Origin of the sequence: Brevibacillus panacihumi (genome assembly GCF_003710985.1) — a bacterium.
GTDB classification, from domain to species: domain Bacteria; phylum Bacillota; class Bacilli; order Brevibacillales; family Brevibacillaceae; genus Brevibacillus; species Brevibacillus panacihumi.
This window is the reverse complement of the sequence record NZ_RHHT01000026.1, coordinates 164,142-188,033: the sequence shown is the minus strand read 5'-3', so window position 1 is coordinate 188,033 and position 23,892 is coordinate 164,142. Positions and strand designations below refer to the sequence as shown.

The window sequence follows — 23,892 nt, the reverse complement described above, 5'->3', positions numbered from 1 at the left end:
TTTTCGGAGATAACCGCCTCACCGCTGCCTTGATCGACCGTCTTGTACATCACGCTCATATCGTAGCTTTCACAGGAGAGAGCTATCGCCTTCGGCATGCTCTTTCCCACCGTTAAAATTATGAAAATTTAGCCTGGCAAGGCTATGCACAAAATGGTTTCCGAACTCTGCATTTTTTGCTTGCCAAATACATAAGGTAAATAAGAAGAGAATTTCCATTGAAAATGGTATACGGTATTCAACACGATTATTAACTTTCACAAGGCTATCCTTTGAGGGCGATTATTACAGCCTTTACTCGATGGATGACAGTTATGATTGCGCCAAATCTGGTTTTCATTCTGATATCAATGACGTTATTACCGAGTATTTAGATTTACTAGATAAATATCAAGTGTATTTCGAGGAGTTCAAAAACCTGTATTTTTTAGAGATGGGCAATGAGTGGAGAAGCTAGAGGCTGATAAGGGAGAAAACTATGGCAAATCCTTTTTCTAATAAGAAGAAAATACGTGGGTGGAAACGTAAAATAAAACAGATTGAACAATGGAAATTACGCTTTCTTAATTTGGACATTGAACAATTGAACTTTAATCAAAGGGATTATGTAAAGCTATGGATTACCCCATTTTATAAACTGGTTAGACGAAACCCTCCCCTTTGGTTTTCTAGGATGCTCTTAGAAGCCATGATTGAGGTTTATCATTCATGGTATAGAATACTTAGCCAGTTGAATGAACCATTCTACCTGAAGATTTGGCTATATCATCCAAACTTCATCAACTCTCAAATCGTAGTAGCTATTCGAGATTGTTTGAATTACTACGATGAAGTGTTTGATAAAAGTAACGAAGAAAAGAAATTTCCATGTGAGGTATTCGGTAAAAAAGAATTACTAATGCAATTTTCATGGGAGCTTTATATTGACTCTAAAGAATACTGGTTCTCAGAGTTTCAAGAGGATTTACAATTAGGTTTGAAGACAGTAAGACAGGTTGAGGCATTAAAGAGGAAAGCGTATAAATCGGAGACTGTTGATCTGACCTACGGCAAGGATCAATTGTATAGAATAAAGGTTGGGGATGTTTGGATTGGGCAGTCTATGATGACCCAAAAATTTAAGGATGACAACCAAACATTTTTATGCAATAATTTAACCTAATTAAATACTGGTACCTTTAATTCAGTCCAGAGAGGCTGACAAGGACAGCGGAAAAAATGATCATTGCTTTGGGTAGCCTGTGCGAAGGATATCCCATGTTCATTTATGTAGATAAAGCTTCTTGTCAGGTAATTGGCAAGAAGCTTTTTCATTTCCTGACGTCTTAATCGAAGTTCTCTTCGGTACCAGTTCTTAATCAACAAACCTATTGGGGGAATTGGTATGTCAAACGTTGATAAAGAATTCTCGTTTCAGGCAGTGCCTCAGGCGAATCGGAATGGGTTTTGGAAGATTCTTGCGGTCATGCTCTCCTTCACTTTCTTTTCAGCAAGCATGTGGTCTGGAGGGACATTAGGAAACGGGTTGACACTTGTCCAGTTTATTGGGATTGTAGTAACAGGAAATCTCATCCTGGGTCTATACACCGGTTCCTTGGCTTATATTGCAGCAAAAACGGGGTTATCCACCCATCTGTTGACGAAGTATGCATTTGGCGATAAAGGCTCCTATCTATCTTCCTTTTTATTAGCGACAACCCAAGTAGGGTGGTTTGGTGTCGGTCTTGCGATGTTTGCGGTTCCCGTAGAAAAAGCGACGGGGATCAATGTCTACGTATTAATTGCGATTTTGGGCTTAATGATGACAGCATCAGCTATTTTTGGAATGAAGGCTTTGACCATACTAGGATTTGTCGCCGTTCCCGCGATTGCGATCTTCGGGAGTTATTCCATGTTCAATTCAGCTGAAAAAATCGGGGGACTTCAAGGGTTGCTCGCCTATGAACCAACCGAGACAATGGGCATTGCAGCAGCATTGACGATTTGTATCGGCTCTTTCATTAGCGGTGGTACGCTTACGCCTGACTTTGCCCGTTTTGCCAAGACATCCCGTTCGGCAGTGACGGCGATTGTGATTGCTTTCTTTCTTGGAAACTCTCTGATGTTTTTGTTTGGTGCGGTAGGGGCCATTGCGTATGGGGTAGCGGATGTCTCCGATGTTATGTTTTTACAGGGGCTCATTATCCCTGCCATTATTGTCCTGGGCTTAAATATTTGGACGACAAATGACAGCGCGTTGTACGCTTCAGGGTTAGGCTATGCCAATATTACGAAGATCTCGAAGCATAAAGTGGTAGTCTTCAACGGAATTGTCGGTACGATCGCAGCGATGTGGCTTTATAATAACTTTGTTGGGTTTTTGACGGTTCTGGGCTCCACGCTGCCATCGATTGGAGCGATTATTTTAGCAGATTATTTTATTCTAAAGCGCGGAAAATACGAACCATTTGAAAAGATGACATTTAAAGCTGTGAATTGGGTCGCGATCCTCGCGTGGGTAGGTGGAGTGGGGATTGCCCAATTTGCACCAGGCATTCCTCCCATTAATGCATTATTAGGGACTGCCATTATTTACGTCATAGTAATGAAATGTCTGCCTCAGAAAAAAGCATCCATGAGTCAAATAAATGAAAAGGGCGGGGTAATCAGTGATCATTAAAAACGCAAAGCTAAGAGGGAAAGATGGACTTTGGCACTTGCTAGTGGAAGACGGCAAGTTCGTTAAAGTGACGCAAACACTTGGAGATGTGGAAGGAAAAGAAGTTATTGATGTGAACGGTTCTCTCGTCCTTCCTCCGTTTATTGAGCCGCATATCCATTTGGATACCACTTTAACAGCCGGCGAACCGGAGTGGAATATCAGCGGCACCTTGTTTGAAGGGATTCAAAGATGGGCGCAACGAAAAGAAACATTAACCAGGGATGATGTGAAAACAAGAGCGAAAACAGCCTTGAAATGGCAGATTGCGCAAGGGATTCAGCACGTCCGTACCCATGTCGATGTAACAGATCCAGAGCTGACAGCGTTACAAGCCATGCTGGAAGTAAAGGAAGAATTGGCACCCTACGTAGATATTCAACTGGTCGCCTTTCCACAAGAAGGCATCCTTTCCTATCCGAATGGGGTCGAATTGCTTGAGGAATCTTTGAAGATGGGCGCAGATGCAGTAGGCGGTATTCCGCATTTTGAATTTACGAGAGAGTATGGCGTGGATTCGTTAAAAATCGCCTTTGACCTCGCTGAAAAGTATAATCGATTGGTTGACATTCATTGCGATGAAATCGATGATGAGCAATCCCGCTTTGTTGAGGTTGTGGCAAAAGAGGCATACGAACGTGGAATCGGTACGCGCACAACAGCGAGCCATACAACGGCAATGGGCTCTTATAATGATGCCTATACGTATAAATTATTCCGCCTGTTAAAGCTTTCTTCCATTAATTTTGTCTCGAATCCTCTTGTGAATATTCATCTCCAAGGCAGATTTGATACGTATCCAAAACGAAGAGGTCTTACAAGAGTAAAAGAGTTGACAGAAGCGGGACTCAACGTTTGCTTTGGCCACGATGACATCTTTGACCCGTGGTATCCACTGGGAACAGGAAACATGCTTCAAGTCTTGCATATGGGCATCCATGCTTCGCAATTAATGGGCTATGAGCAAATTGTCAATTCCATTGATTTCATCACGAAAAACAGTGCCAAAACACTGCACATTGAAGAGAAGTACGGCATTGAGGAAGGCAAACCAGCTAGTTTCATTGTCTTGTCTGCTGAAAATGAATATGAAGCCATTCGCAAGCAAGCGGTCGTTGCGTATTCCTTTAGAAATGGAAAGCTGATTGCCAAAACAAATCCAAGCGAAACAACCATCACCTTGGATCAAATGGAAGAGAAAGTTCAATTTAAGAGATAGGGACCAGTAAGGACTCAAGCGTAGAATATGCTTGAGTCCTTTTCATTTGGAAGTGTCCGGCGATGAACAATTCGTGAATTGGCTCTGTTAACATATAGTGTTTAACAAAATTAGAGGTGCAACTAAAACGATGCACCTCTAACAGATATTGCCACTTAACTACAATACGGATTATGCTAACGGCCTATATATTTGAATATATGAGTTATATTTTATTTTGTTAAATTGTAACTACAATTAATTAAATCGTAAATTTCACCTTTAGGAAAAGGACTGTCCAAAACAATTGTAATCCAATGTTCCTTATTCATATGGTATGCAGGCAAAATTCCTTGTTGACTCCTTAATAAACTATTTAATTCTGGGTCGCACTTCAAGTTAATGATATCGACTCTTCCTTCCCCTGATAAACCTAATTTGATTCTCGGTACATTCATAATCACTCCATACCACTTGCCATCCCTGTTATGTCTTAATACCGCATAATCTGGATACTTGAACCAAGGGTAGTCTGGATCTGTGTCGAATTTTTCCTTTACATAAGTAAATATTTCTTCTCTATTTATCAAAAAACTACCTCCCGAAACCTGCTTATCTTTCTGTTATACAAATAATTTTAGTACCGCCAACAACTTGAAAAGTGGGACCAGTCTCAGAAAGATGAGTTTGGTGCTTTTTAGAAGCCCCTCTTATGGTTTGTTTGCATGATGAAGATAATCGACTTAGCCAATTCCCCCTTGAACGATTGTAAAGTAATTCAGTCCGTCATCGTCAATATTACTTCTTCCATAAGCATCTAAAAATAAATGCCTGTATCGATCAGTCTTCAAGTTGTAATGCAGCGACCAAAGTCCCCAATAAATATCGTAATGTCTGTCGCCTACCCCGCCGTATCCTAAATCAATAAAACCTTTAAATGAAAAGTTGTCCATTATGATATTAGGCAAACAGTAATCACCATGTATAACCACATTGTCGGTAGCTGAATAGTTGAATGGATTCAAATTACGAAGGTCTGTCCCCTTCGTTTGTGCATCCTGTAACAATTCATTCGTTCTGTTGTCATATGGACAGTCCGCGGTAGGGAGTGAATGCAACATTTTTAGGTATTCGCCGAACACACATGCCAATTTACCAGGATTTTCGACGTGCCGTTCTGCCGTTCCGTCTTCGCCACTAACCGCTTCCACCAAAAAATAATCATGATCTGCATCAGATTCATAGGCTATGGCATTCGGTGCGACGTTATGTTTATGTAAAAATCTTGTCATTTTGTATTCACGTTCAAGTGAACCTCTTTTGCTTATCTTTAGAAAAGCACGTTCTGCCCCGGAAACAAAAAGTGTTTTTGCATTTGCAGAGCAACTACTATCATAAAATGTTGCACCTTTTAGATACTGCCTGATGACTAGCGGTATTGCTTCCATATCTAAGGAAACTTCTGTTCGTTTCATGTACGTACCCTCCACGTACCATTATTTTTTCCTAGTAAATCTTAACATATAATTTGGACTGTTCTGGGTAAAGGATCCACTTTTAGGAAAAACCATGCCATACTATTAAGAAAGGTGGAGTGAACGATCGTGAACTACGATAATGCTATAGCCGTCATTTCAGATATTCATAGCAATGTCTATGCGTTGGAAGCTGTACTCCGTGACATTGATTTACGTGGAATAAAAGCCATTGTCAATCTAGGAGATACCTTGTTTGGCCCGATCGATCCGTTGAAAACAGCTGAAATTCTCATGAATCGTCCCAATTTGATTCACATCATGGGTAACTGTGATCGTTATTTGTTACAAGAAGAGATGAATTCTATTACGTTTCACTATGAAAGCCGCTACTCACACAGGAAATACTTGCATGGATTCAGTCCTTTCATAGAACCTGGGCTGACGAGGAGCTGTTCTTCTGCCATGGAACCCCTTTCTCAGATGATAAGAGTCTCATCGAGGAGGTTACACAGCATGGAGTCGTGGCAAAGAGTGTAGACATCCTCATGTCTGAACTTGCTCTTGTCCCGCAAAAGCTCATTTTTTGCGGACATACGCATGTTGCCAAATCAGTCTGGTTGCCAGACGGAAAGTTCATTGTGAATCCTGGAAGTGTCGGCCTGCCAGCCTACTACGAGAAAGAACCCTTCCCGCACTCTATGGAGGCCATGACACCTCATGCTCGATATGCGATTGCAAGCAAACATCATGGATCATGGCAAATGGAACAAATTTTGCTCCCTTATGATTATGAGTTAGCCGCCCAAAAAGCAGAGCGTAATGATCGAGATGATTATGCATATGCCATCAGATCCGGTAGAGCACTGATCATCTAATGAGCAAATGGCCTGTATTCCGGTTTGGTAGTGTTCTGAGACTGTAGACAAAGCAAATTTGTTTACAGTCTGTTTGTATTTTCCATAATCGTATTGACATGTGCGACAACTTGTCGTAATTTGGTAATACGACAAGTTGTCGCACAAAAGTCCAGAGGTGTTCGCGATGAAAAAGCTGGGAAGGTTATCGGAAACAGAAATGGAGGTAATGGAGGTGATCTGGGAGGTAGCTGCTCCTGTAACGGTTGCACAGCTTCTCGACATTTTCGAGAGTAAAGGCTGGAAGACGTCAACCTTGTCAACCATATTGAAACGGCTGATCGAAAAAGGATACTTGACCAAATCGATGATCGGCAAGGTGAACTACTACGATCCTGTTTTGACCCTGGATGAGTACAAAAAGCATGAAACACAATCATTATTAAGTCGTTTGTTCAACGGGAAAGTGAAAAATTTTATTGCTGCCCTGGTCGATGATGATGAGCTAAGTCGCGATGACATCGCGGAGTTAAAAGAGTGGTTTGCCCGCAAGGAAGGGAAAAAATGATGGCGTTCCTCCTGTCCCTCATTCTGGCGTCAGTCGTTGGAACGATCATGTGGATGTTGCAAAATGCTATCCGCCCGCTCACGAACAAGCTGTTTTCACAGACTTGGCATTATTACACCGGCTTGATTCCCGTATGTTTTCTGCTGGGCGGTTCAGCGATCATCAACGGGCTTGTCCAGTTTAGCCGCGTTTTATTGCCCGATACCGGCACAACCCTGCTGACGGCAGTGATGGCGGAACCAATTGTAAACGTCCTGCCACTCGAACACGCGGTAAGCAATCGCACATTTCTCGATCAACTGTTTGCGAATCTGTTGCGACTTGAACATCTTCAAAAAATCGTTTTTACTGCCATCCTGATTTGGGCAGCGGGAACAATTGTCTTTCTTGCCGTGAATGTAAGGAACTATCGGGCTTTTAAGCGGTCGATCCTGCAAAACAGCCGCGTAAGCGAGACAGTGAACTGCCCCGTCAATGTAATCGTCAGCGCCTGTGCGAGAACACCCATGGTTATGGGGCTGTGGAAACCCTTTGTTGTATTGCCAGATACCCCAGTGGGTGAAAAAGAGCTCGCCATGATTCTCTCCCACGAGCTCGTTCATTTACAGCGGGGCGACCTGCTGATAAAACTGGTCATACTTCTTGCAAATGCGGTTCACTGGTTTAATCCGGCGGTCTATTTGCTCAACAAACAGTTGAATACGCTTTGCGAACTCTCCTGTGACGAAAAAGTCGTTCGGGACATGGATGCAAGAAGTCGCAGATTGTACGGCGAAACGCTTTTAACAGTACTGGAGTATGGCGTTATGCAGAGAAATGTGATTTGTACCACGAGTTTTTGCAATTCCAAAAAAATTATGAAAGATAGGCTTGCAAACCTCATGAATGCGAAGAAAACGCATAAGTCGATCATGCTGCTGTCTCTTGTTGCAACAATCTCAATGGCTGGATTTGGCGGACTGGTCGCTTTTGCTGCAGGATCGGCAATGCCTAACAGGGCAGTATCGCCAGAAATTCCGACTGGTAAAGAACTTCAAGGCCGCAATGTTTATCTTCAATTGGAGGACGGAACGGTCTTCTACTACGATAAGGATGGAAATGCAACAGAGGTACCCGAAATGAGAAAACGTGTATCGCCGCCGGAATATACCACCGAGGAGCTTGTAGATCAGATCAAACAATGGATCAAGGATCAATCTCCCGTACCCCAAGATACTGTCGATAAACTCCCGCAGGAATATTTGGATGAGATCAATCAAACCTATGGCTTGCAGCTAAAACGCACAGATCGTTTCACTATCGAGGAGCTAGTAGAGCTTACAAAAAAAGGAATTGAGAAAAACACCGTACCGCAAGCCTATGTCGATGTACTCCCACAAAAAGAACTAGATGAGATCAACAAGACTTATGGCTGGGAACTGCAAAAGTCAAATGAAAGAATGGGAGAGAGCTAAGAAAAATGATGATGGTACAAACAAAATGGAAATGGATATCTGCGCTCAGCTTGCTTCTTGTCTTGTTGGCCAGTAACATCGCACATGCCGCTGATGAATTCTTTTGGTCGGATGTTGAACCTATCCCTTCTTGTTACACCAGCCGAGACGGCAAACCGAATGAAATGGGAGTGGTGGTAGATGGCAAGAAAGTTACGCTGGATGATCCCTCTTGTGAAGAATCGAAAAAAAATCGTGTCTTGGTCTTGGTTGATGGGAAGTATCTGCATACCCGACTAACAGCAGACGGTTACGCTGAGCCGTTTATCGAGAATGGTCGGACGATGATCCCGCTTCGTGCGCTTGCAGACGTATTCGGGTTTGAAACGGATTGGGAAGCAAGCGAAGAGAAAATTACGCTGACAAAAGACGGGCGGAACATCGTGATGTGCATCGGTAAGTCGGAGATACTGGTAGACGGCCAGACCGTGCATTTTGAGGGGGCAGTCCCGATGGTGAAAAACAACCGGACCTTTTTACCCGCCAGCAAGCTGGCTGAAATTCTTGACATTCAGGTTGACTGGGATGGAAATACAAGAACCGCGACATTTACTCGCCCATAAAATCCTGGTTGGCAAAAAATTTGCCTGTAGTCAAAGTTCCGAAGAGGAACAAGGTCTACAGGCTTTTTTTCGTTACCTATGTTCCACCAGGCTGCTCACAGGAACGCTTTGCTCGCGTTCTGGTTCATCCAGGGGAAAGACTCTGGCCATTTCCGTCTCTTCATCGACATGCTGAATATAGACAGGGACTTCGTTAAGGGTGACTTGGGTCATGACGGGAGAGTTGACGATCTCTTTGGCGCGTTGGGTATTCATGGGGAAGACCTCCTGGGAATAATGTTGTCCCAAGTATTATTTGCCAGGTACGGGCAAGTATTCCTATGCCGAGCATGGCCGATCCACATAAACACGACTCCCCTTACTCGAAACGATTCCACACGACTGTCTCCTCGATCGGCAGCCTGACTGCGGGCGGGCCGGCTCTGCTGCCTTGCCGACCAAATAAAACGGGGAGCGAGTCTGTAGCTCAAACCAAAAATAAAAAAAGAACCTGAGTATTGTGATCAGGTTCTTTCGCATTGCATAGTAAACGGATGCGTGATACAATCATACCACGACTCCGAATCATTCATAATAACATAAATAACCCATCTTACAATTTAATAGTACCATGGCCGGTGAACTCTTGTCAAATGTTTTTTCCAAATTGGCTGGTTAGGGGAGATAGTGAATGAGTTCTTTGGTTCTCCGTTTTCAGGAAATGGAAAAAGCGCAGCTTTTGCTCGTTGGCGGAAAAGGATTGCATCTAGGGGAATTATCGAATTTGAAGGGAATACAAGTCCCGGAAGGATTTTGTGTGACAACGGCAGGATATCAAAAAGCCGTCGAGCAAAACGAAGCTCTATACGTATTGTTGGATCAACTGTCCATGCTTAAAGTGGAAGATCGAGAACAGCTTGTTGAAATCAGCAGACAGCTTCGACAAACCATAATGGAAGCTGAAATTCCCTGCGATGTTGTGAACGAAGTATCGGACTTTCTTTCCAGGCTTGGCGAAGAACACGCTTATGCAGTGCGTTCCAGCGCCACCGCTGAAGATTTGCCGCATGCCTCCTTTGCAGGTCAACACGACAGCTATTTGCAGGTCATCGGCAAGGAAGCGATTTTGCAGCATATCAGCAAATGCTGGGCTTCCCTATTTACGGATCGCGCGGTGACCTACCGCATGCAAAATGGAATTGACCACAGACAAGTATCTATGGCTGTTATGATTCAAAGAATGGTTTTTCCGCAGGCTTCGGGGATTTTGTTTACCGCTGATCCGGTTTCTTCCAATCGAAAGCTGCTATCCATCGATGCCAGCTATGGACTAGGTGAAGCGCTGGTCTCTGGCCTGGTATCTGCCGATTGTTATCAAGTGCGACAGGGAGAAATCATCGAGAAGAGGATAGCAACCAAAAAATTGGCGATCTACGGGCAAAAGGAAGGCGGAACGATGACCCGGCAGATCGATCCCGATCAGCAAAAGACTCAAACGCTTACTGACCCACAAATTTTGCAGCTGGCACGCATCGGAAGAGAGATCGAAGCTCATTTTGGCTGCCCACAAGATATCGAATGGTGTTTGGCTGACGATACATTTTATATCGTGCAGAGTCGGCCAATCACCAAACTTTACCCGATCCCCGAAGCGAAAGATCAAGAAAATCATGTGTATGTATCAGTCGGCCATCAACAGATGATGACCGACGCCATGAAACCATTGGGATTGTCCTTTTACCTGCTAACAACCCCAGCGCCCATGCGAATAGCCGGCGGAAGGCTGTTTGTTGATGTTGCACCAATGCTCGCCTCGCCTGTCCGTAGAGAAACCTTATTAAATACCCTGGGACAATCCGATCCGCTTATAATAGACGCACTTTTGAACATCATAAATCGAGGAGATTTTATAAAATCATTACCAAACGATAAGAAAGCACCGATTCCCAGTAAAGAGATGCCATCTCCGAGTTCCCACACACAAATCGAATACGATCCGGCAATCGTTTCAGAATTGATTGCACGCGGTCGCATATCAATAGAAGAGTTAAAACAGACCATCCAAACGAAATCAGGAACGGAATTGCTTGATTTTATCCTGGAAGACATCCAGCAATTGAAGAAGATTTTATTTGACCCGCAAAGTTTGGGTGTAATCATGGCTGCAATGGATGCTTCATCATGGATCAATGAAAACATGAACAAGTGGCTAGGCGAAAAAAACGCTGCAGATACTCTTTCTCAATCTGTGCCGAACAATATTACTTCGGAAATGGGTCTGGCGCTCTTGGATGTCGCAGATGTAATTCGTCCTTATCCAGAAGTCATTGAATATTTGCGACATGTAAAGGATGATCACTTCCTGGATGAACTGGTTGCGTTTGATGGCGGACAGGAAATTCAAGACGCAATCTATGAATATCTCAGCAAATACGGAATGCGATGTGCGGGAGAAATCGATATTACCAGAACTCGTTGGATCGAGAAACCAATTACACTTGTCCCCATGATTCTTCGTAACATCAAAAACCTCGAGCCGAATGCCAGCCAGCGGAAATTGGAGCAAGGGCGGCAGGAAGCTTTGAAAAAAGAACAAGAACTACTAGAACGATTGAAGCAATTGCCCGATGGCGAACAAAAAGCGAAGGAAACAAAACGAAGGATCGATCTCATTCGAAATTTCAGCGGGTATAGGGAATATCCAAAATACGTGATGGTGAATCGCTATTTTTTATATAAGCAGGCTTTACTGAAAGAAGCCGAACAGCTCGCAAAAGCCAATGTGATTCATGAAAAAGAAGATATATACTATCTTACTTTTGAAGAGCTTTACGAGGTCGTGCGCGCCAAGCAGGTGGATTGGCAGATCATCAGCAAGCGAAAAGAAGAGTACCAATACGATGAAAAACTGAATCCGCCGCGTGTGATCACGTCTGATGGTGAAATCATCGCAGGCAAGTACAAACGGGGAAATCTCCCGGACGGAGCGATTGCAGGTCTGCCTGTTTCTTCAGGAGTGGTAGAAGGCAGGGCACGCGTCATCTTGCACATGGAAGATGCTGATCTGGAAGAAGGGGATATATTGGTCACCTCCTATACAGACCCTAGCTGGACACCTTTGTTTGTATCCATAAAGGGACTGGTCACCGAAGTTGGTGGACTGATGACCCATGGAGCAGTTATCGCGCGTGAATATGGCTTGCCGGCTATTGTCGGAGTGGAGAATGCTACCAGACGGATACAGAATGGTCAGCGAATTCGCGTGCATGGGACAGAAGGGTATATCGAAATATTGCAATAGCTGAATCCATCAAATGGAGCCCGAGCGATTGGCAACGTCAATCACTCGGGCTCCTCACCTTTAACCTTTATTGAAAGGATACCGAATTCAAAATATAATCCCGAAAAGCAATCACGGCAGGGGGATGGTACGTATGCTTCAGCAAGGCGAGGACGGTTGGCTTTTTAATCGATTTGGTCAATCGGATAGTAGAAACCTTATCGTTGTCGCTCGATTTTACCCCTTTGGAGGAAACGAGGGAAACGCCCATATCTTTGCTGACAAGGTCAAAACGCGCATACAAACTGCTGCTTTCGCAAACGATATCCGGTTCAAAATTGGCGTCTCGACAAGCCTGCAGAGCCAAATTGTACGCGCTATGCATGCGGCTCGGAAAAATAAATTTTTCCTGGGCTGCTTCAGCCAAGTCAATTTTGTCTCTTTCGGCAAATGGGTGATTTTTTGGGGTCACAAGGACGAGTTCATCATCGATCAGCTCGTATATTTCGGTAAAATTTTGCAGGTTCATCTCTAAAGGAGGAGTAATGATCGCGATATCGATTTGGAACGTTTGCAGCATTTCCAACAGCTTATAGCTTCCCTCTTCCACGATCATAATGTTCAAGCCTGGATGATCTTTCTGAAAGTTGCCAATGATACTCGCGAGATTGCCCATGGAGTTGATCGCACCAATTTTGATCTTCCCTTTTGCCAGCCCGGCGTATTCTTGCATGCGATTCTTTGCCCTCTCGATATCGGACAAGATTCGTTTGGCATAGAAGATAAACTCTTCTCCCGCAGGTGTGGGCCTGACGGTTCGGGTCGTGCGATCGAACAGTTTCACCCCGAGCTCTTCTTCCAATTTCGTCACTTGTTGGGAGAGTGTCGACTGGGAAACACAGATCTCCTCTGCCGCGCGCGTAAAATGATTATGCTTGGCTATTTCAACGACGTATTGCAACTGATGCAGCTCCATCAACACACCAGCTTTCTATTAATCGATATTACTTATGAATACTTTGATTATACAGATTGAACTTTATAAATAATAGCGTAATATTATTCTTAATTGATGGAAATTTTAAATAAGATTGAATACTACAGATGATAAGCGGACATTCATCACAAAAATGAAAACGCTTCATAAGAGCTGACAGGATCGCGGCAAACGGCCAATTTTTCTTTCAGTCAGGAGGTGGCTTTACAAAATTCAGGCAAGGGATAGGGAATGTGAATGATCCCTGAAAATGACTACAAAAGGTAGAGACATGAGGTGGCACACAGAATGTTTGAATCGGCAGTAACAGAGTTGGGTTTCAAATTCGGCGGCGATTTGCATACGGAGATCCTGGTGATGGGTGGCGGTTTCGCCGGGATCGGGGCAGCCGTAGGAGCAGCAAAATGCGGAGCAGAGGTGCTTCTCATCGAGAAATACGGTTTTCTCGGCGGAATGGCTACTACTGCCGCCGTGAGCACGATTTGCGGCGCTTATTCGGCAGATAAAGAGAGCAAGATTATCGGCGGGGTAAGAGACGAGCTGTTCCTGGAGCTGGGCAAGCTGGGCGGAGCGAAAGAAGGGCTGGATTTCGGACAGCATCGGGCGGATACGTGCGACCACCACTTGCTGAAAGTCGCCATTGACCGCTTGCTGGCTCATTACGAAAACATCCAGCTCCTGCTGCATACGCAAGTCATTGGTGTAAAAAAGGAAAGCGGCAGCATCCAATACGCCATTATCACGAACAAAGAGGGAGTCTTCCGCGTATTCGCCAAAACATTCGTGGATTGTACGGGAGATGCGGATGTCGTACCAATGGTGGATGCTCCATATGTCATCGGCAATGAAAAGGGGCAGGTTCAAGCAGCGACGACCATTTTTAAAATGGGGGATGTCGATCTGAAGGAAGCAACGGCATTCACCCGTCAGCAGTACAAGGATCTGGCGCAGGCAAGCATTGACAAAGGCGAGTACGCGTTTACCCGAACGTCAGGGGTGTATATGGAATCCGCGGTGGGAAATTCGATCATTGCCAACTTGAATTGGATCTCTTTTTCCGCCATCGATGCCAAACAAATGACGGAAGCCGAAATAGAGGGCAGACGGTCCAGCATCGAGTACAGCCAATTTTTACGAGACAAGATTCCGGGCTTCAAGAATGCCCATCTGAGTGAAATCGCGACTCAAATCGGAGTCCGGGAATCGAGGAGAATCGTAGCCGAATTTGTCCTGACAGAGGAGCATGTGATGCAGGGAGCAACGTTTGAGGACGGAATATGCTGGGGGGCTTGGCCAGTCGAATATCATGATGCGGTCGAGAACAAAACCATCAAAACCTACTTGAAGCAAAACTACCAGATTCCCTATCGGACGATGATTCCCGGAAACGTCGATAACCTGCTAGTGGCAGGGAGATCGATTTCGACCACGCATTTTGCCAATGCCTCTACCAGAGTGATGTCCATATGCATGGCAATCGGACAGGCGGCAGGCGTTGCGTGTGTGATAAGCATGCAGGATCAGGTACTATTAAAAAATATCGATACAAACAAATTAAAGAAACAATTACGCGAGCAGGGTGCAATTATTTAGATAATCTTGAGGGGGAGTATTTCATGTTCAAGCAAAAAAAGAGTTCTTTATGGAAAAAGGGAGCAGCCTTTTGTCTGGTAGCGAGCATGCTTCTCGTGTCCGCATGCAGCAGCGGTCAGGGACAGAGCAGCCAGGGGCAAAGTGAACAGCCGCAATATCCGACGAGACAAATCGAGGGTATCGTACCTTTCGGTGCAGGAGGCGGGACCGATCTCGTGGCGCGTGCGATTGCCACTGTCGCCGAAAAACAGCTGGGTCAACCGGTTAATATCACGAACAAGCCGGGAGCTACAGGTACAGTTGGAACCAAGTACGTCTATGACAAAGATGCAGATGGCCATACGTTGCTGTTCTCTGCAGAAAATCCGACTGTCTATGGTGTTCTGAAGCTTTCGGAACGCAGCTTTGAGGAATTCTACCCGGTTCATATCATGGGACGCGGTTTGGCTGCCATCACCGTACACGAAAATTCCAAGTACAAGACGATGACAGACCTGATGAATGATGTAAAGGCTAATCCAGGCGACATCAAAATGGGAACTACTGGTCCAGGCGGACTTTCCTATATGGTAACAGCGATGATCAGCCAGAGTGAGAACGCCGAATTTAACATGGTTCCTTATGATGGTGAAGGCCCGATCGTGACAGCGCTGCTCGGCAACCATATTGACGTATCGATCGTCAGCCTGTCAAAAGCGATTGAAAATGCAAAAGGCGGGAAAGTCCGCGTCCTGGCTGTCGTCAACAATGAGAAGGCAGAGGAGCTTCCAGATGTACCGGCTATTACCGAGGAATTGCCGGATATGGCGAAATTCCTGCCGTGGGGACCGTTCTACGGCGTGTGGGTGAAAAAAGAAGCGCCTGATCACGTCAAGCAATCGTTGGAAAAAGCATTTGCAGAAGCGTCCAAGGATGCAGATTACCAAGCATTGTTGAAAAACTTGGCGATCATTCCGATGGGCATCAGCGGTGCGGAAGCAGAGAAGTTCTGGCGCGACCAGCAATCGATCTCAGCTTGGCTGCTGCAAGATACAGGCGCAGCGAAAGTAAGCCCTGAAACCTTGAATATCCCAAGAAAACAATAGTTGTCCAGAAGCCTCTGGCTCCCAAGCCATTTTGCAAAGAGGGGTGCACGCTATCCCTCTTTGCATGTGTGGCGGTGATCGGGAATCAGGCTGGCAGCGGGACGATTGGAAAGGAGCACGCTTATGTTGGCCGATCGTGTCGGAGGATTGATAAGCATCATCTTTGGTGGGCTTTCCCTTTACGAAGCTCTACGATTGTACCCGACTAGCTTGAGTTTTTATGTCGGGGATCATATCATGCCGGGCGTGATTGGCATAGGCTTGATCGTTCTCGGATTACTCGCAGTCTTTGTAAAAGGGCAAAGTTTCAAGGTAGAATATCCTGACCGTCAAATGATGCTGAAAATAGGGGGCATCTTTGGCGTTTTATTGGGTTATTGTGTGCTGCTCTATTATCTAGGCTTTGCCATCGCCACTTTTCTCATTTCCATCGCATTATTTCGAATTATCGGTTCCTACAATTATCGTAAATCGGTGCTCTTCTCCGCAATTCAGACGGTGTGTGTTTACGCTATATTCGTTTACTGGCTGAATATGCCGTTCCCTGGTGGGATATTCAACTTTTAATGTAAGGGGGTGACTCACAAATGGAAACATTAAGCTTACTTCTAGACGGATTTTCGGTTGCCCTCTCACCCACGAATATCATGATGGCGCTGTGGGGAGCATTGATTGGCACATTGGTCGGCATGCTGCCGGGCCTTGGACCGACTTCCACCATCGCGATCCTCTTGCCGGTCACTACGGTACTGGGGCCAACAGAGGGGATCATCATGCTGGCCGGGATCTATTACGGCTCGATGTACGGGGGATCGACCACTGCCATATTGCTCAATATTCCAGGTGAAGTATCCGCTGTTCCCACATCGCTGGATGGGTATCCCTTAGCCAAACAAGGCAGGGGTGGACCGGCGCTTGGCATTGCCGCGATCGGCTCCTTTGTTGCCGGTACGATGGGTGTGATTGGCCTTGTTTTTTTCGCTCCCCTGCTTGCCGATCAAGCGTTGAAATTCGGCTCGCCCGAGTATTTTGCACTGATGTTCCTGGCGTTAACGGTTATCGTCAATCTGGCCGGCGCTTCTTTGATCAAAGGCTTGATCATGGGGCTCTTTGGCTACCTGCTGTCCATGACAGGGATCGGACTTACCGGTGGCCAGGTGCGCTTCAGCTTCGGGATAGAGCCGTTAGAGGCAGGCATTGATATCATTAGTGTCGTGATCGGTCTCTTCGCTATCTCGGAAGTCATCAAAGGAATGGAAGAGAACACGAAATCGATTGCTGTGGGAAAAATTACCAATATCTACCCGAAGTTCAAGGAAATACGCGAAAATTCCGGGGCGATGTTCCGTGGAGGATTAGTCGGTTTTTTCCTGGGGCTTTTGCCGGGATGCTCTGCCGCCGTCACCACTTTTTTGGCCTATGACCTGGAGAAAAAAGTGTCAAAAAACCCGGAAAGATTCGGACATGGCGAAATGAAAGGGGTCGCGGCACCTGAAGCGGCCAATAATGCAACCAGCTCTTCGGGATTCATTCCCCTGTTAGCATTGGGGATTCCCAGCTCAACCACGCTGGCTGTTTTGTTGGCTGGCTTCATGTTAAACGGACTGACGCCGGGACCTACTTTGTTTGAAGAGCATAGCGAATTTGTATGGGCCGTTATTGCCAGCATGTTCGTCGGCAACGTCATGCTGCTGGTCTTGAACCTGCCGCTGATCGGGCTGTGGGCCAAACTGACAAAAATCCCTTATGGCATTATGGGACCTGTGATTTTGATCCTCAGCTTTGTCGGGGCTTATTCGATCAATAACAGCTTGTTCGATGTATTTGTCGCCATCATCTTCGGTGTGATCGGCTACTTTTTGCAAAAATATCGTTGGCCGGTCGTTCCATTGCTTTTGGCCTTTGTGCTGGGACCGATGTTTGAAAAATCGTTTATCCAGTCTATGGCGATGTCGAAGGGAAGCTTTGCGATTTTCTTCACAAGACCTATTTCGCTGACCATCCTGTTGTTGGCCCTCGTGCTGTTCGTCGTATCCATTGTGATGATGAAGCGGACAAAATCAAGGGTGAAGGATGCAGTGGGATCAGATGTGGAGATCACGGAGTAATAAATAGATTGAGGCTTGGTACAATGGGGATGCGACGATTCGCGTCCCCGTTTTTGTCAACCGGGAAGTTCTAATCGGCACGGCTTATGGGCAGAATAATCGTAATCTCTCTTGCAGACCCTCCAACACTTCTTTTGGCACTTCTCTGACCTTGATATCTTCTCCCAGGAATAGGAGCCAATTTGTGATTTCTGTCACTTCTTTGGAATTCGCAACATTGATAAAAGTCTTTAGAATGGCTGTGGTTTGGTAAGGATTCGTATAGGAAAGGGAAGCTTTTAAAGGATGGTATTTTTTAAACTGTGCAATCGCCTGTGGACCAAGCTCCAGGACAAGGTTCATTTCTTCTTCCTGCTTGCTTAGCTTTTCGACTATCTTTTTTCTGCTTACTCTTTTTTTCGCAGGGTATGGTTTGACATCGGTGAGATTGTCGACAGGGAAAATCCGCCTTTTCTCATCCTGTAAGACAAAGCCTTCGATCAGCCAAACACCTTTTTCATGATAGAGATGCAAGAGGTATATGGGATAGGACATGATGTCCTTCTCTTCTTTGACGGAAATGAGCAAATAGCGATCCGACAGAAGGATTTGGATGAGTTTTTCCAACATGGGATGGGGTAGATCCGATAGATCAAGGAGGTCGGGATTATGGGGGTTGGTCCCTTCAAAAAGCAAGATTTGATTTAACAGGACAAGGTCATCCTGCTGGTTTTGTGAGATGAGGCCGAGTAATTTTTCAGCTAGAGACTGACGGCTTTTCAGATAAGGGAGCTGTTTATTTCTAGTAGCCATAAAGGCGATAAAAAGGGCTTTAATCTCATTATCAGTAAAGCGAACAGCGGGCAGGACAGAGTTGTTCATGACAAAATAACCCCCAACCCTCCCCACTTCGGCGACAAGCGGCATCCCCATGGCTTCAATTTCTCGGATATCTCGAATCGCTGTCGAACGTGAGATGTTAAATTCTCGCATGATTTCAGATATGGTAAAGTGGGCCCGGTTGTTGATATACCGCATGATAATATTAATCCGTTCAACTTTTTTCATCGGGACCTCCTAAACAGTATCATTTTTTGACATGATTCAAGACTATTATAAACTCATCAAGAGAAAAAGGCATACGATTTCATCCATTTACGAAAGAGGAGGGCTTTAAACATGGCAGATTTTACTTTGGAAGAAAAAGATGGCTTTACGGTTTTAGGGATTGGAATTGAGCTTCAGAGCGATTACAGAGACTTTGCTGGAATAACCAAGGAGAAAGCAGACTTTTGGTCGGCTATCAAGCAAGATGGAAGGCTGGACACGTTAAAGACCGTCGCCACAAACGACTATATCTTTGCCGTAAACGAAGCGGTAAATAGCAAGATGATGCATTATGCTGGCGTCATGACAGAGGCAACGCTGCCAGAAGCAACCAGAGTGATCCAATTCCCCAAAGGAGAATATCTGGTTGTGAAAGGGGAAGGGAAGACGTTTGATGAGTTGAGCAATATGCTTACGGGCATTGCCTTTGGTCAAGTCTTGCCAGAAGCAAAAGATTTTGCCTATGTCGGCGGGCCAAATACAACGGTCGACATGGGGATGCGGGACGGCTTGGTAGTCGGTGAAATCTGGATTCCGGTTGTTAGGAAATAATGAGGGAAAGCGAATGCTTTCGATGCGAGTTTTCCCCGAAGTAGGTTCTAAGAAGTTATTCTCGAAAACTTTTAGGAGGCATGAACTTGTCCTACGTGGTTGATTTTAAAAATGTGTCTACGGTTGGTTTGGAGTCTTCCCCAGTAGCAGAAGCGCTTGCTGGTTTGCGTGCGAATGAAGCCCGCTACTTTATGAACAAATACAAGCATGAATTTACGGTTGTACCAGCCAGCGAAAGCCAGGAGACCCTTGATTATGTGAATCGGGTTTTGAAAGAAGAACGCGGTATTGAGTTTTCGGCCAAACCTTTGGAGACCTCGCGCTTTCAAGTGGAAAATATCCAATTTGCCTACGTCTTTTATGAGGATGGTCTGGGACTCAATGTCATGTATACGGTTGATGACCCGAAGAAGCGGGCTGTTGGCTTTAAGCTTTCCGAGGGGATGGAGGTACCGAAGGAGCTGGAAGAGAAATTTAAGTTTGCCAGACAGAAGTCGAAGCTGGCTGGAACCATTCGGGGCTCGTTTTTTGTCATCAAAGGAGAATACTAAAGGACTTCAATCTTGACGCCCCCCTCAAAAAATAGTATACTGATAAACAAATTTAATAAGACCTCACTTTTACAGTGAGGTAGAGGCGCGATATTTAACAGTCCTTGGTGGAGTGCGAGAAAACGATGATGCCAGGGAGAAGGAAATGTCGCCGAAGCTTGTAATATGCTCGGTATTACATGCTGGGTCTGCAGTTAATAGCTGCAGGACTGTCTCAATAAATTCCCCGATTTATTGAGTTGAGCTATCTCATTTGGGTTAAAAGGGAGGTTTATGGAAGAACTATGGAAATAGTGCGGCCTGAGACTTTCTCAGGCCGCTTTTTGCGTTTTCTTTAAAGTTGCACTCATTTTAGCAGCATTAGCAAATCATAGTTCCTGTCACCAAACGGGGCCGACAAAGTTTTCCTATCATCATCTGAAAAATCAAAAGGAGAGAACAATCTTGAAAAAACAGTCATCTTTTATCGCGATCTTTCTATCAGCTATGATCCTCTTAACCGGGTGCGGGACAAGCACGAGCAGCAGCAGTCCAGCAGCAGAGCCAGCGCAAGCACCTGCTGGAGATGCTACTTTTAAAGTCGGTCTGGAAGCGGGCTATCCGCCATTCAACTGGACGCAAATGGACGATTCCAATGGTGCCGTCAAAATCGATGGCAGCTCCGAATTCGCGGGCGGCTACGATGTGGAAATCGCCAAGAAAATCGCGCAAAGCCTGGGGAAAGAATTGGTCATCGTGAAAACAGAATGGGACGGTCTGGTTCCCGCTTTAACCTCTGGCAAAATCGATGCGATCATCGCGGGTATGTCGCCAACTGCGGAGCGTAAAGAAACGATCGACTTCTCCGACAACTACTACAAATCCAACCTGGTGATGGTTGTGAAAAAAGGCAGCAAATACGAAGGCGCGACTTCGATCCAGGACTTCAAAGGAGCGAAAGTAACAGCGCAATTGAACACCTTCCACTACTCCGTGATTCCGCAAATTGAAGGAGTGGAACAGCAGCCGGCATTGGACAACTTCCCTGCGATGCGTGTAGCACTGGAATCCGGCGTGATCGATGGATACGTGTCTGAGCGTCCGGAAGCCGTGAGTGCAGCAGCAGCGAATCCGAACTTCGTGATGGTGGAATTCAAAGACGGCTTCCAAACCTCCGAAGATGATACAGCGATTGCTGTAGGTGTACAAAAAGGCAGCGAATTGACCCAAAAAATCAATGAAGCATTGGCAGGCCTCTCTGAAGAAGAGCGCACCCAAATCATGGATGCTGCTATCAAGAACCAGCCAGCAGCACAATAATCGAGTCGAGAAACCGGCTGCATCATGATGCAGTCGGTTTTAACTGACTAGAGTCGAGAGTCCCTCCCAAGCCTGACAGCAGCAAAAAAGGACGATGAAATGGAGGACAAACATGAGTTTTGATTGGATTGTCAGAATACTTTCCGAAAACTGGCCCATGTTCCTGAAGGGAGCGGGGACCACACTGTATATCGCCTTGATCGGTACCATACTGGGGGCCGTGATCGGGCTGTTGGCTGGGGTAATCCGCACGATTCCGCTTCCTGAACGTGGAGTCAAGCGAATCAGTCTGAAAGTGATCAATGCCCTTTTCTCCACTTATATCGAATTCTTCCGGGGAACACCGATGATCGTGCAAGCGATGGTCATCTATTACGGTTCTGCATTAGCGTTTGGCATGGATATGGATCGGATGTTTGCCGCACTCTTTATCGTGTCGATCAATACAGGCGCGTATATGGCAGAGATTGTTCGCGGCGGCATCGTTTCCGTCGACAAAGGCCAATACGAAGCCGCTCAAGCGATCGGGATGAACCATCTGCAAACGATGTTTCACGTCGTATTGCCGCAGGTCATTCGCAATATCTTGCCGGCGACGGGGAATCAATTCGTGATCAATATCAAGGATACGTCTGTACTGAACGTGATTTCGGTAACGGAGCTGTATTTCACCACAAAATCGATCTCGGGGAACAACTTCCGGTATTTTGAGACGTTCTTCGTAGCTTGCGCGATTTACTTTATCATGACGGTGATCGTCTCCAGAGTACTCCGTTACCTCGAGCGGAAGCTGGATGGCCCAGAGAACTACAAGATGACGGAAACGCATCTGGAAGCGCGATAACAGGGAAAGGAGGAGCGACTATGGAGACCATCATTGATATCCAGCATCTGAACAAGTCTTTTGGAACCCATCAGGTACTCCGGGACATTAATTTTTCCGTGCACAAAGGGGAAGTCGTCTCGATTATCGGGTCCTCGGGATCTGGGAAATCCACCCTTCTTCGCTGCATCAATCTCCTGGAAAAGCCAAGCGGCGGTCAAATCATCTATCGCGGCGAAAACATCCTGGACGAGAAGCATGATATTTTCGCTTACCGCAGACATCTCGGGATGGTGTTCCAGCAGTTTAACCTGTTCAATAACTACAATGTATTGAACAACTGCGTGGTGGGGCAAGTAAAAGTGCTGAAGCGCTCTAGGGAAGAGGCAGAGAAGGTCGCGATGAAGTATTTGCAGGTCGTCGGGATGGACAAATACATCAACGCGAAACCAAAGCAGCTGTCCGGTGGACAAAAGCAGCGGGTGGCCATTGCCAGGGCGCTGTCCATGGACCCGGATGTGATGCTGTTTGACGAACCGACATCTGCGCTTGACCCGGAGATGGTCGGAGAAGTGCTGAAGGTCATGAAGGAGCTAGCTGGATCTGGTCTCACCATGCTGATCGTGACGCATGAGATGGAGTTTGCGAAGGATGTCTCTGATCGTGTGGTGTTTATGGACAAGGGCGTCATTGCAGAAGAAGGAAGTCCAGACCAGATCTTCAATCATCCGACGCAGGAGCGGACGAAGGAGTTCTTGGCGCGTACGTTGAAACAGGCGTAGGGTTGTGAAGCGCAGGATTTTGCGGGTGTCCGGATAGTGCTGCGTACATGAAAAAATGGGGCTAGCCGATTTTTTGGCGCAGCCCCTTTTTTGAAATCAGGGAACTCAAAACCTGGGTATGGACATCAGAAGCACTTATTCTTTCGCCAAGACATCCTTAAGCGGCGTGCATTCTTCCCTTAACAAAGACAAAAAATCCAAATCATGATACTTCCCCCGGGCAAAAAACGCCCTTCTCATCGTTCCCTCGAAGACAAACCCGCATTTTTCAGCCATTCTCCTGGCGCCTGCATTTTCCTTTGCTGTACAAATCTGAAGGCGCTGTATGGGTTTTAAGTCAAATAAATAAGAACAAAACAACTGGAGCGCCTCCGTAGCATACCCTTTCCCACGATCTTCTTTTTTATATATCTGGAAGCCGATTTCATAGCCTTCGCTGTCACCCACTCCTTTGAAGAAGGTTATACTTCCCAACAATCGGCCAGATTTGTCTACGATGAGCATTCTGCCAAAATCATTTTCCCAAAATCCTGCATCCGCATAGTACTTTTGAATCTTGGTTTCATGATGCAGCTCGACCCCCAGATAGTCCCCTATGCTGCAAGTCATTCATCAAATGAAGCATTTCTGGCAAATCCTCTTCTTGGATCATTCGCAGAGTCACGTTTTTCCCCGCCAGCATATGTATGCCCCCTCTTTATTGATCGCCATTTTCTGACGTATCTTCATTATTCGGCAAGAAGATTCAAGAACATTTTTTTCATAAAATTCACGGAGTTGCACGCTACCGGCCGTTTCTCTATGGTAACTTAATAGAGAAGGTTTTTCTTACATATCTTGGCATGCAAGAGCTTACACTTTATGAAGAGAGGGGCACTTCTTGGCGAAACAATCGCTAAATAGAC

Annotated in this window: 25 protein-coding genes and 1 riboswitch; of the genes, 19 read left to right on the top strand and 6 right to left on the bottom strand. The window is 45.7% G+C overall.

Features of this window, described 5'->3' with window-relative positions:
* From EDM58_RS26020 to EDM58_RS12495, 4 genes are all read left to right on the top strand, one after another.
* Positions 1 to 116, top strand: a 116-nt coding sequence (locus EDM58_RS26020; protein WP_221175409.1) for an ATP-binding protein, incomplete at its 5' end; no start/stop codon positions are given.
* 362 nt (positions 117 to 478) lie between these two features.
* Positions 479 to 1,162, top strand: coding sequence for a hypothetical protein (locus EDM58_RS12505; protein WP_183187496.1), 684 nt, complete (start codon positions 479 to 481; stop codon positions 1,160 to 1,162).
* 222 nt (positions 1,163 to 1,384) lie between these two features.
* Positions 1,385 to 2,659 (top strand): cytosine permease, encoded by a 1,275-nt coding sequence (codB, locus tag EDM58_RS12500; RefSeq protein WP_122913621.1) that lies wholly within the window; start codon positions 1,385 to 1,387, stop codon positions 2,657 to 2,659.
* Positions 2,649 to 3,917 carry a cytosine deaminase gene (locus EDM58_RS12495; protein WP_122913620.1) on the top strand — a complete coding sequence of 423 codons (1,269 nt, stop codon included), beginning with the start codon at positions 2,649 to 2,651 and terminating at the stop codon, positions 3,915 to 3,917. The genes codB and EDM58_RS12495 overlap by 11 nt, the downstream gene beginning before the upstream one ends.
* 212 nt (positions 3,918 to 4,129) lie before the next feature.
* Here EDM58_RS12495 and EDM58_RS12490 read toward each other — a convergent pair whose 3' ends face one another.
* Both EDM58_RS12490 and EDM58_RS12485 read right to left on the bottom strand, forming a co-directional pair.
* Positions 4,130 to 4,486, bottom strand: a complete 357-nt coding sequence (locus tag EDM58_RS12490) for an MmcQ/YjbR family DNA-binding protein (protein WP_122913619.1) — start codon at positions 4,484 to 4,486, stop codon at positions 4,130 to 4,132.
* A 153-nt stretch (positions 4,487 to 4,639) separates the two neighbouring features.
* A complete protein-coding gene (locus EDM58_RS12485; RefSeq protein WP_122913618.1) occupies positions 4,640 to 5,371 on the bottom strand; it encodes an aminoglycoside 3'-phosphotransferase in 732 nt (243 codons plus the stop codon).
* Between the two features lie 129 nt (positions 5,372 to 5,500).
* Here EDM58_RS12485 and EDM58_RS26480 point away from each other — a divergent pair, with 129 nt between their 5' ends.
* The 5 genes from EDM58_RS26480 (at position 5,501) to EDM58_RS12465 (ending at position 8,852) form a co-directional block, all read left to right on the top strand.
* Positions 5,501 to 5,911 (top strand): metallophosphoesterase family protein, encoded by a 411-nt coding sequence (locus tag EDM58_RS26480; protein WP_342769013.1) that lies wholly within the window; start codon positions 5,501 to 5,503, stop codon positions 5,909 to 5,911.
* Complete coding sequence (locus tag EDM58_RS26475) at positions 5,824 to 6,249, top strand: metallophosphoesterase family protein (protein ID WP_425455617.1); 426 nt, start codon at positions 5,824 to 5,826, stop codon at positions 6,247 to 6,249. The genes EDM58_RS26480 and EDM58_RS26475 overlap by 88 nt, the downstream gene beginning before the upstream one ends.
* A gap of 166 nt (positions 6,250 to 6,415) precedes the next feature.
* Positions 6,416 to 6,796 (top strand): BlaI/MecI/CopY family transcriptional regulator, encoded by a 381-nt coding sequence (locus tag EDM58_RS12475; protein ID WP_122913617.1) that lies wholly within the window; start codon positions 6,416 to 6,418, stop codon positions 6,794 to 6,796.
* Entirely contained in the window at positions 6,793 to 8,250 is a 1,458-nt protein-coding gene (locus EDM58_RS12470; protein ID WP_122913616.1) for a M56 family metallopeptidase, read from the top strand. The genes EDM58_RS12475 and EDM58_RS12470 overlap by 4 nt, the downstream gene beginning before the upstream one ends.
* 5 nt (positions 8,251 to 8,255) lie before the next feature.
* Positions 8,256 to 8,852, top strand: coding sequence for a copper amine oxidase N-terminal domain-containing protein (locus tag EDM58_RS12465; protein ID WP_122913615.1), 597 nt, complete (start codon positions 8,256 to 8,258; stop codon positions 8,850 to 8,852).
* A gap of 72 nt (positions 8,853 to 8,924) precedes the next feature.
* On the opposite strand, the gene EDM58_RS12460 is transcribed toward EDM58_RS12465, so the two are convergent.
* On the bottom strand, positions 8,925 to 9,107 hold the full coding sequence (locus tag EDM58_RS12460; protein ID WP_023556463.1) for a small acid-soluble spore protein H: 183 nt from the start codon (positions 9,105 to 9,107) through the stop codon (positions 8,925 to 8,927).
* Between the two features lie 415 nt (positions 9,108 to 9,522).
* Between EDM58_RS12460 and ppsA the strand changes: the two genes are divergently transcribed.
* On the top strand, positions 9,523 to 12,132 hold the full coding sequence (gene ppsA / locus EDM58_RS12455; RefSeq protein WP_122913614.1) for a phosphoenolpyruvate synthase: 2,610 nt from the start codon (positions 9,523 to 9,525) through the stop codon (positions 12,130 to 12,132).
* Positions 12,133 to 12,199: 67 nt separating this feature from the next.
* On the opposite strand, the gene EDM58_RS12450 is transcribed toward ppsA, so the two are convergent.
* Positions 12,200 to 13,087 (bottom strand): LysR family transcriptional regulator, encoded by an 888-nt coding sequence (locus EDM58_RS12450; RefSeq protein WP_122913613.1) that lies wholly within the window; start codon positions 13,085 to 13,087, stop codon positions 12,200 to 12,202.
* A gap of 309 nt (positions 13,088 to 13,396) precedes the next feature.
* Between EDM58_RS12450 and EDM58_RS12445 the strand changes: the two genes are divergently transcribed.
* The 4 genes from EDM58_RS12445 (at position 13,397) to EDM58_RS12430 (ending at position 17,894) form a co-directional block, all read left to right on the top strand.
* Positions 13,397 to 14,701, top strand: coding sequence for an FAD-dependent oxidoreductase (locus EDM58_RS12445; RefSeq protein ID WP_122913612.1), 1,305 nt, complete (start codon positions 13,397 to 13,399; stop codon positions 14,699 to 14,701).
* A 23-nt stretch (positions 14,702 to 14,724) separates the two neighbouring features.
* Complete coding sequence (locus tag EDM58_RS12440) at positions 14,725 to 15,786, top strand: tripartite tricarboxylate transporter substrate binding protein (RefSeq protein WP_183187495.1); 1,062 nt, start codon at positions 14,725 to 14,727, stop codon at positions 15,784 to 15,786.
* A gap of 123 nt (positions 15,787 to 15,909) precedes the next feature.
* Entirely contained in the window at positions 15,910 to 16,353 is a 444-nt protein-coding gene (locus EDM58_RS12435; RefSeq protein ID WP_122913610.1) for a tripartite tricarboxylate transporter TctB family protein, read from the top strand.
* Positions 16,354 to 16,373: 20 nt separating this feature from the next.
* Entirely contained in the window at positions 16,374 to 17,894 is a 1,521-nt protein-coding gene (locus EDM58_RS12430) for a tripartite tricarboxylate transporter permease (RefSeq protein WP_023556457.1), read from the top strand.
* An 84-nt stretch (positions 17,895 to 17,978) separates the two neighbouring features.
* Here the strand turns inward: EDM58_RS12430 and EDM58_RS12425 are convergent, their stop codons facing one another.
* Positions 17,979 to 18,941: a helix-turn-helix transcriptional regulator gene (locus EDM58_RS12425; protein WP_122913609.1), complete on the bottom strand. Its 963-nt coding sequence runs from the start codon at positions 18,939 to 18,941 to the stop codon at positions 17,979 to 17,981.
* A gap of 111 nt (positions 18,942 to 19,052) precedes the next feature.
* Here EDM58_RS12425 and EDM58_RS12420 point away from each other — a divergent pair, with 111 nt between their 5' ends.
* The 5 genes from EDM58_RS12420 to EDM58_RS12400 all read left to right on the top strand — a co-directional run bounded on the left by EDM58_RS12420 (position 19,053) and on the right by EDM58_RS12400 (position 22,987).
* A complete protein-coding gene (locus EDM58_RS12420) occupies positions 19,053 to 19,532 on the top strand; it encodes a GyrI-like domain-containing protein (RefSeq protein ID WP_122913608.1) in 480 nt (159 codons plus the stop codon).
* A gap of 86 nt (positions 19,533 to 19,618) precedes the next feature.
* Positions 19,619 to 20,083, top strand: a complete 465-nt coding sequence (locus EDM58_RS12415) for a phage tail protein (RefSeq protein WP_122913607.1) — start codon at positions 19,619 to 19,621, stop codon at positions 20,081 to 20,083.
* A gap of 72 nt (positions 20,084 to 20,155) precedes the next feature.
* Positions 20,156 to 20,338, top strand: a riboswitch (Lysine riboswitch).
* A gap of 189 nt (positions 20,339 to 20,527) precedes the next feature.
* Positions 20,528 to 21,382, top strand: a complete 855-nt coding sequence (locus tag EDM58_RS12410; RefSeq protein WP_246000698.1) for a transporter substrate-binding domain-containing protein — start codon at positions 20,528 to 20,530, stop codon at positions 21,380 to 21,382.
* A gap of 112 nt (positions 21,383 to 21,494) precedes the next feature.
* On the top strand, positions 21,495 to 22,226 hold the full coding sequence (locus EDM58_RS12405) for an amino acid ABC transporter permease (RefSeq protein ID WP_122913606.1): 732 nt from the start codon (positions 21,495 to 21,497) through the stop codon (positions 22,224 to 22,226).
* A gap of 20 nt (positions 22,227 to 22,246) precedes the next feature.
* Positions 22,247 to 22,987, top strand: coding sequence for an amino acid ABC transporter ATP-binding protein (locus tag EDM58_RS12400; protein ID WP_122913605.1), 741 nt, complete (start codon positions 22,247 to 22,249; stop codon positions 22,985 to 22,987).
* Between the two features lie 135 nt (positions 22,988 to 23,122).
* Here EDM58_RS12400 and EDM58_RS12395 read toward each other — a convergent pair whose 3' ends face one another.
* Positions 23,123 to 23,596, bottom strand: a complete 474-nt coding sequence (locus tag EDM58_RS12395) for a GNAT family N-acetyltransferase (RefSeq protein ID WP_122913604.1) — start codon at positions 23,594 to 23,596, stop codon at positions 23,123 to 23,125.
* Between the last annotated feature and the right edge of the window lie 296 nt (positions 23,597 to 23,892).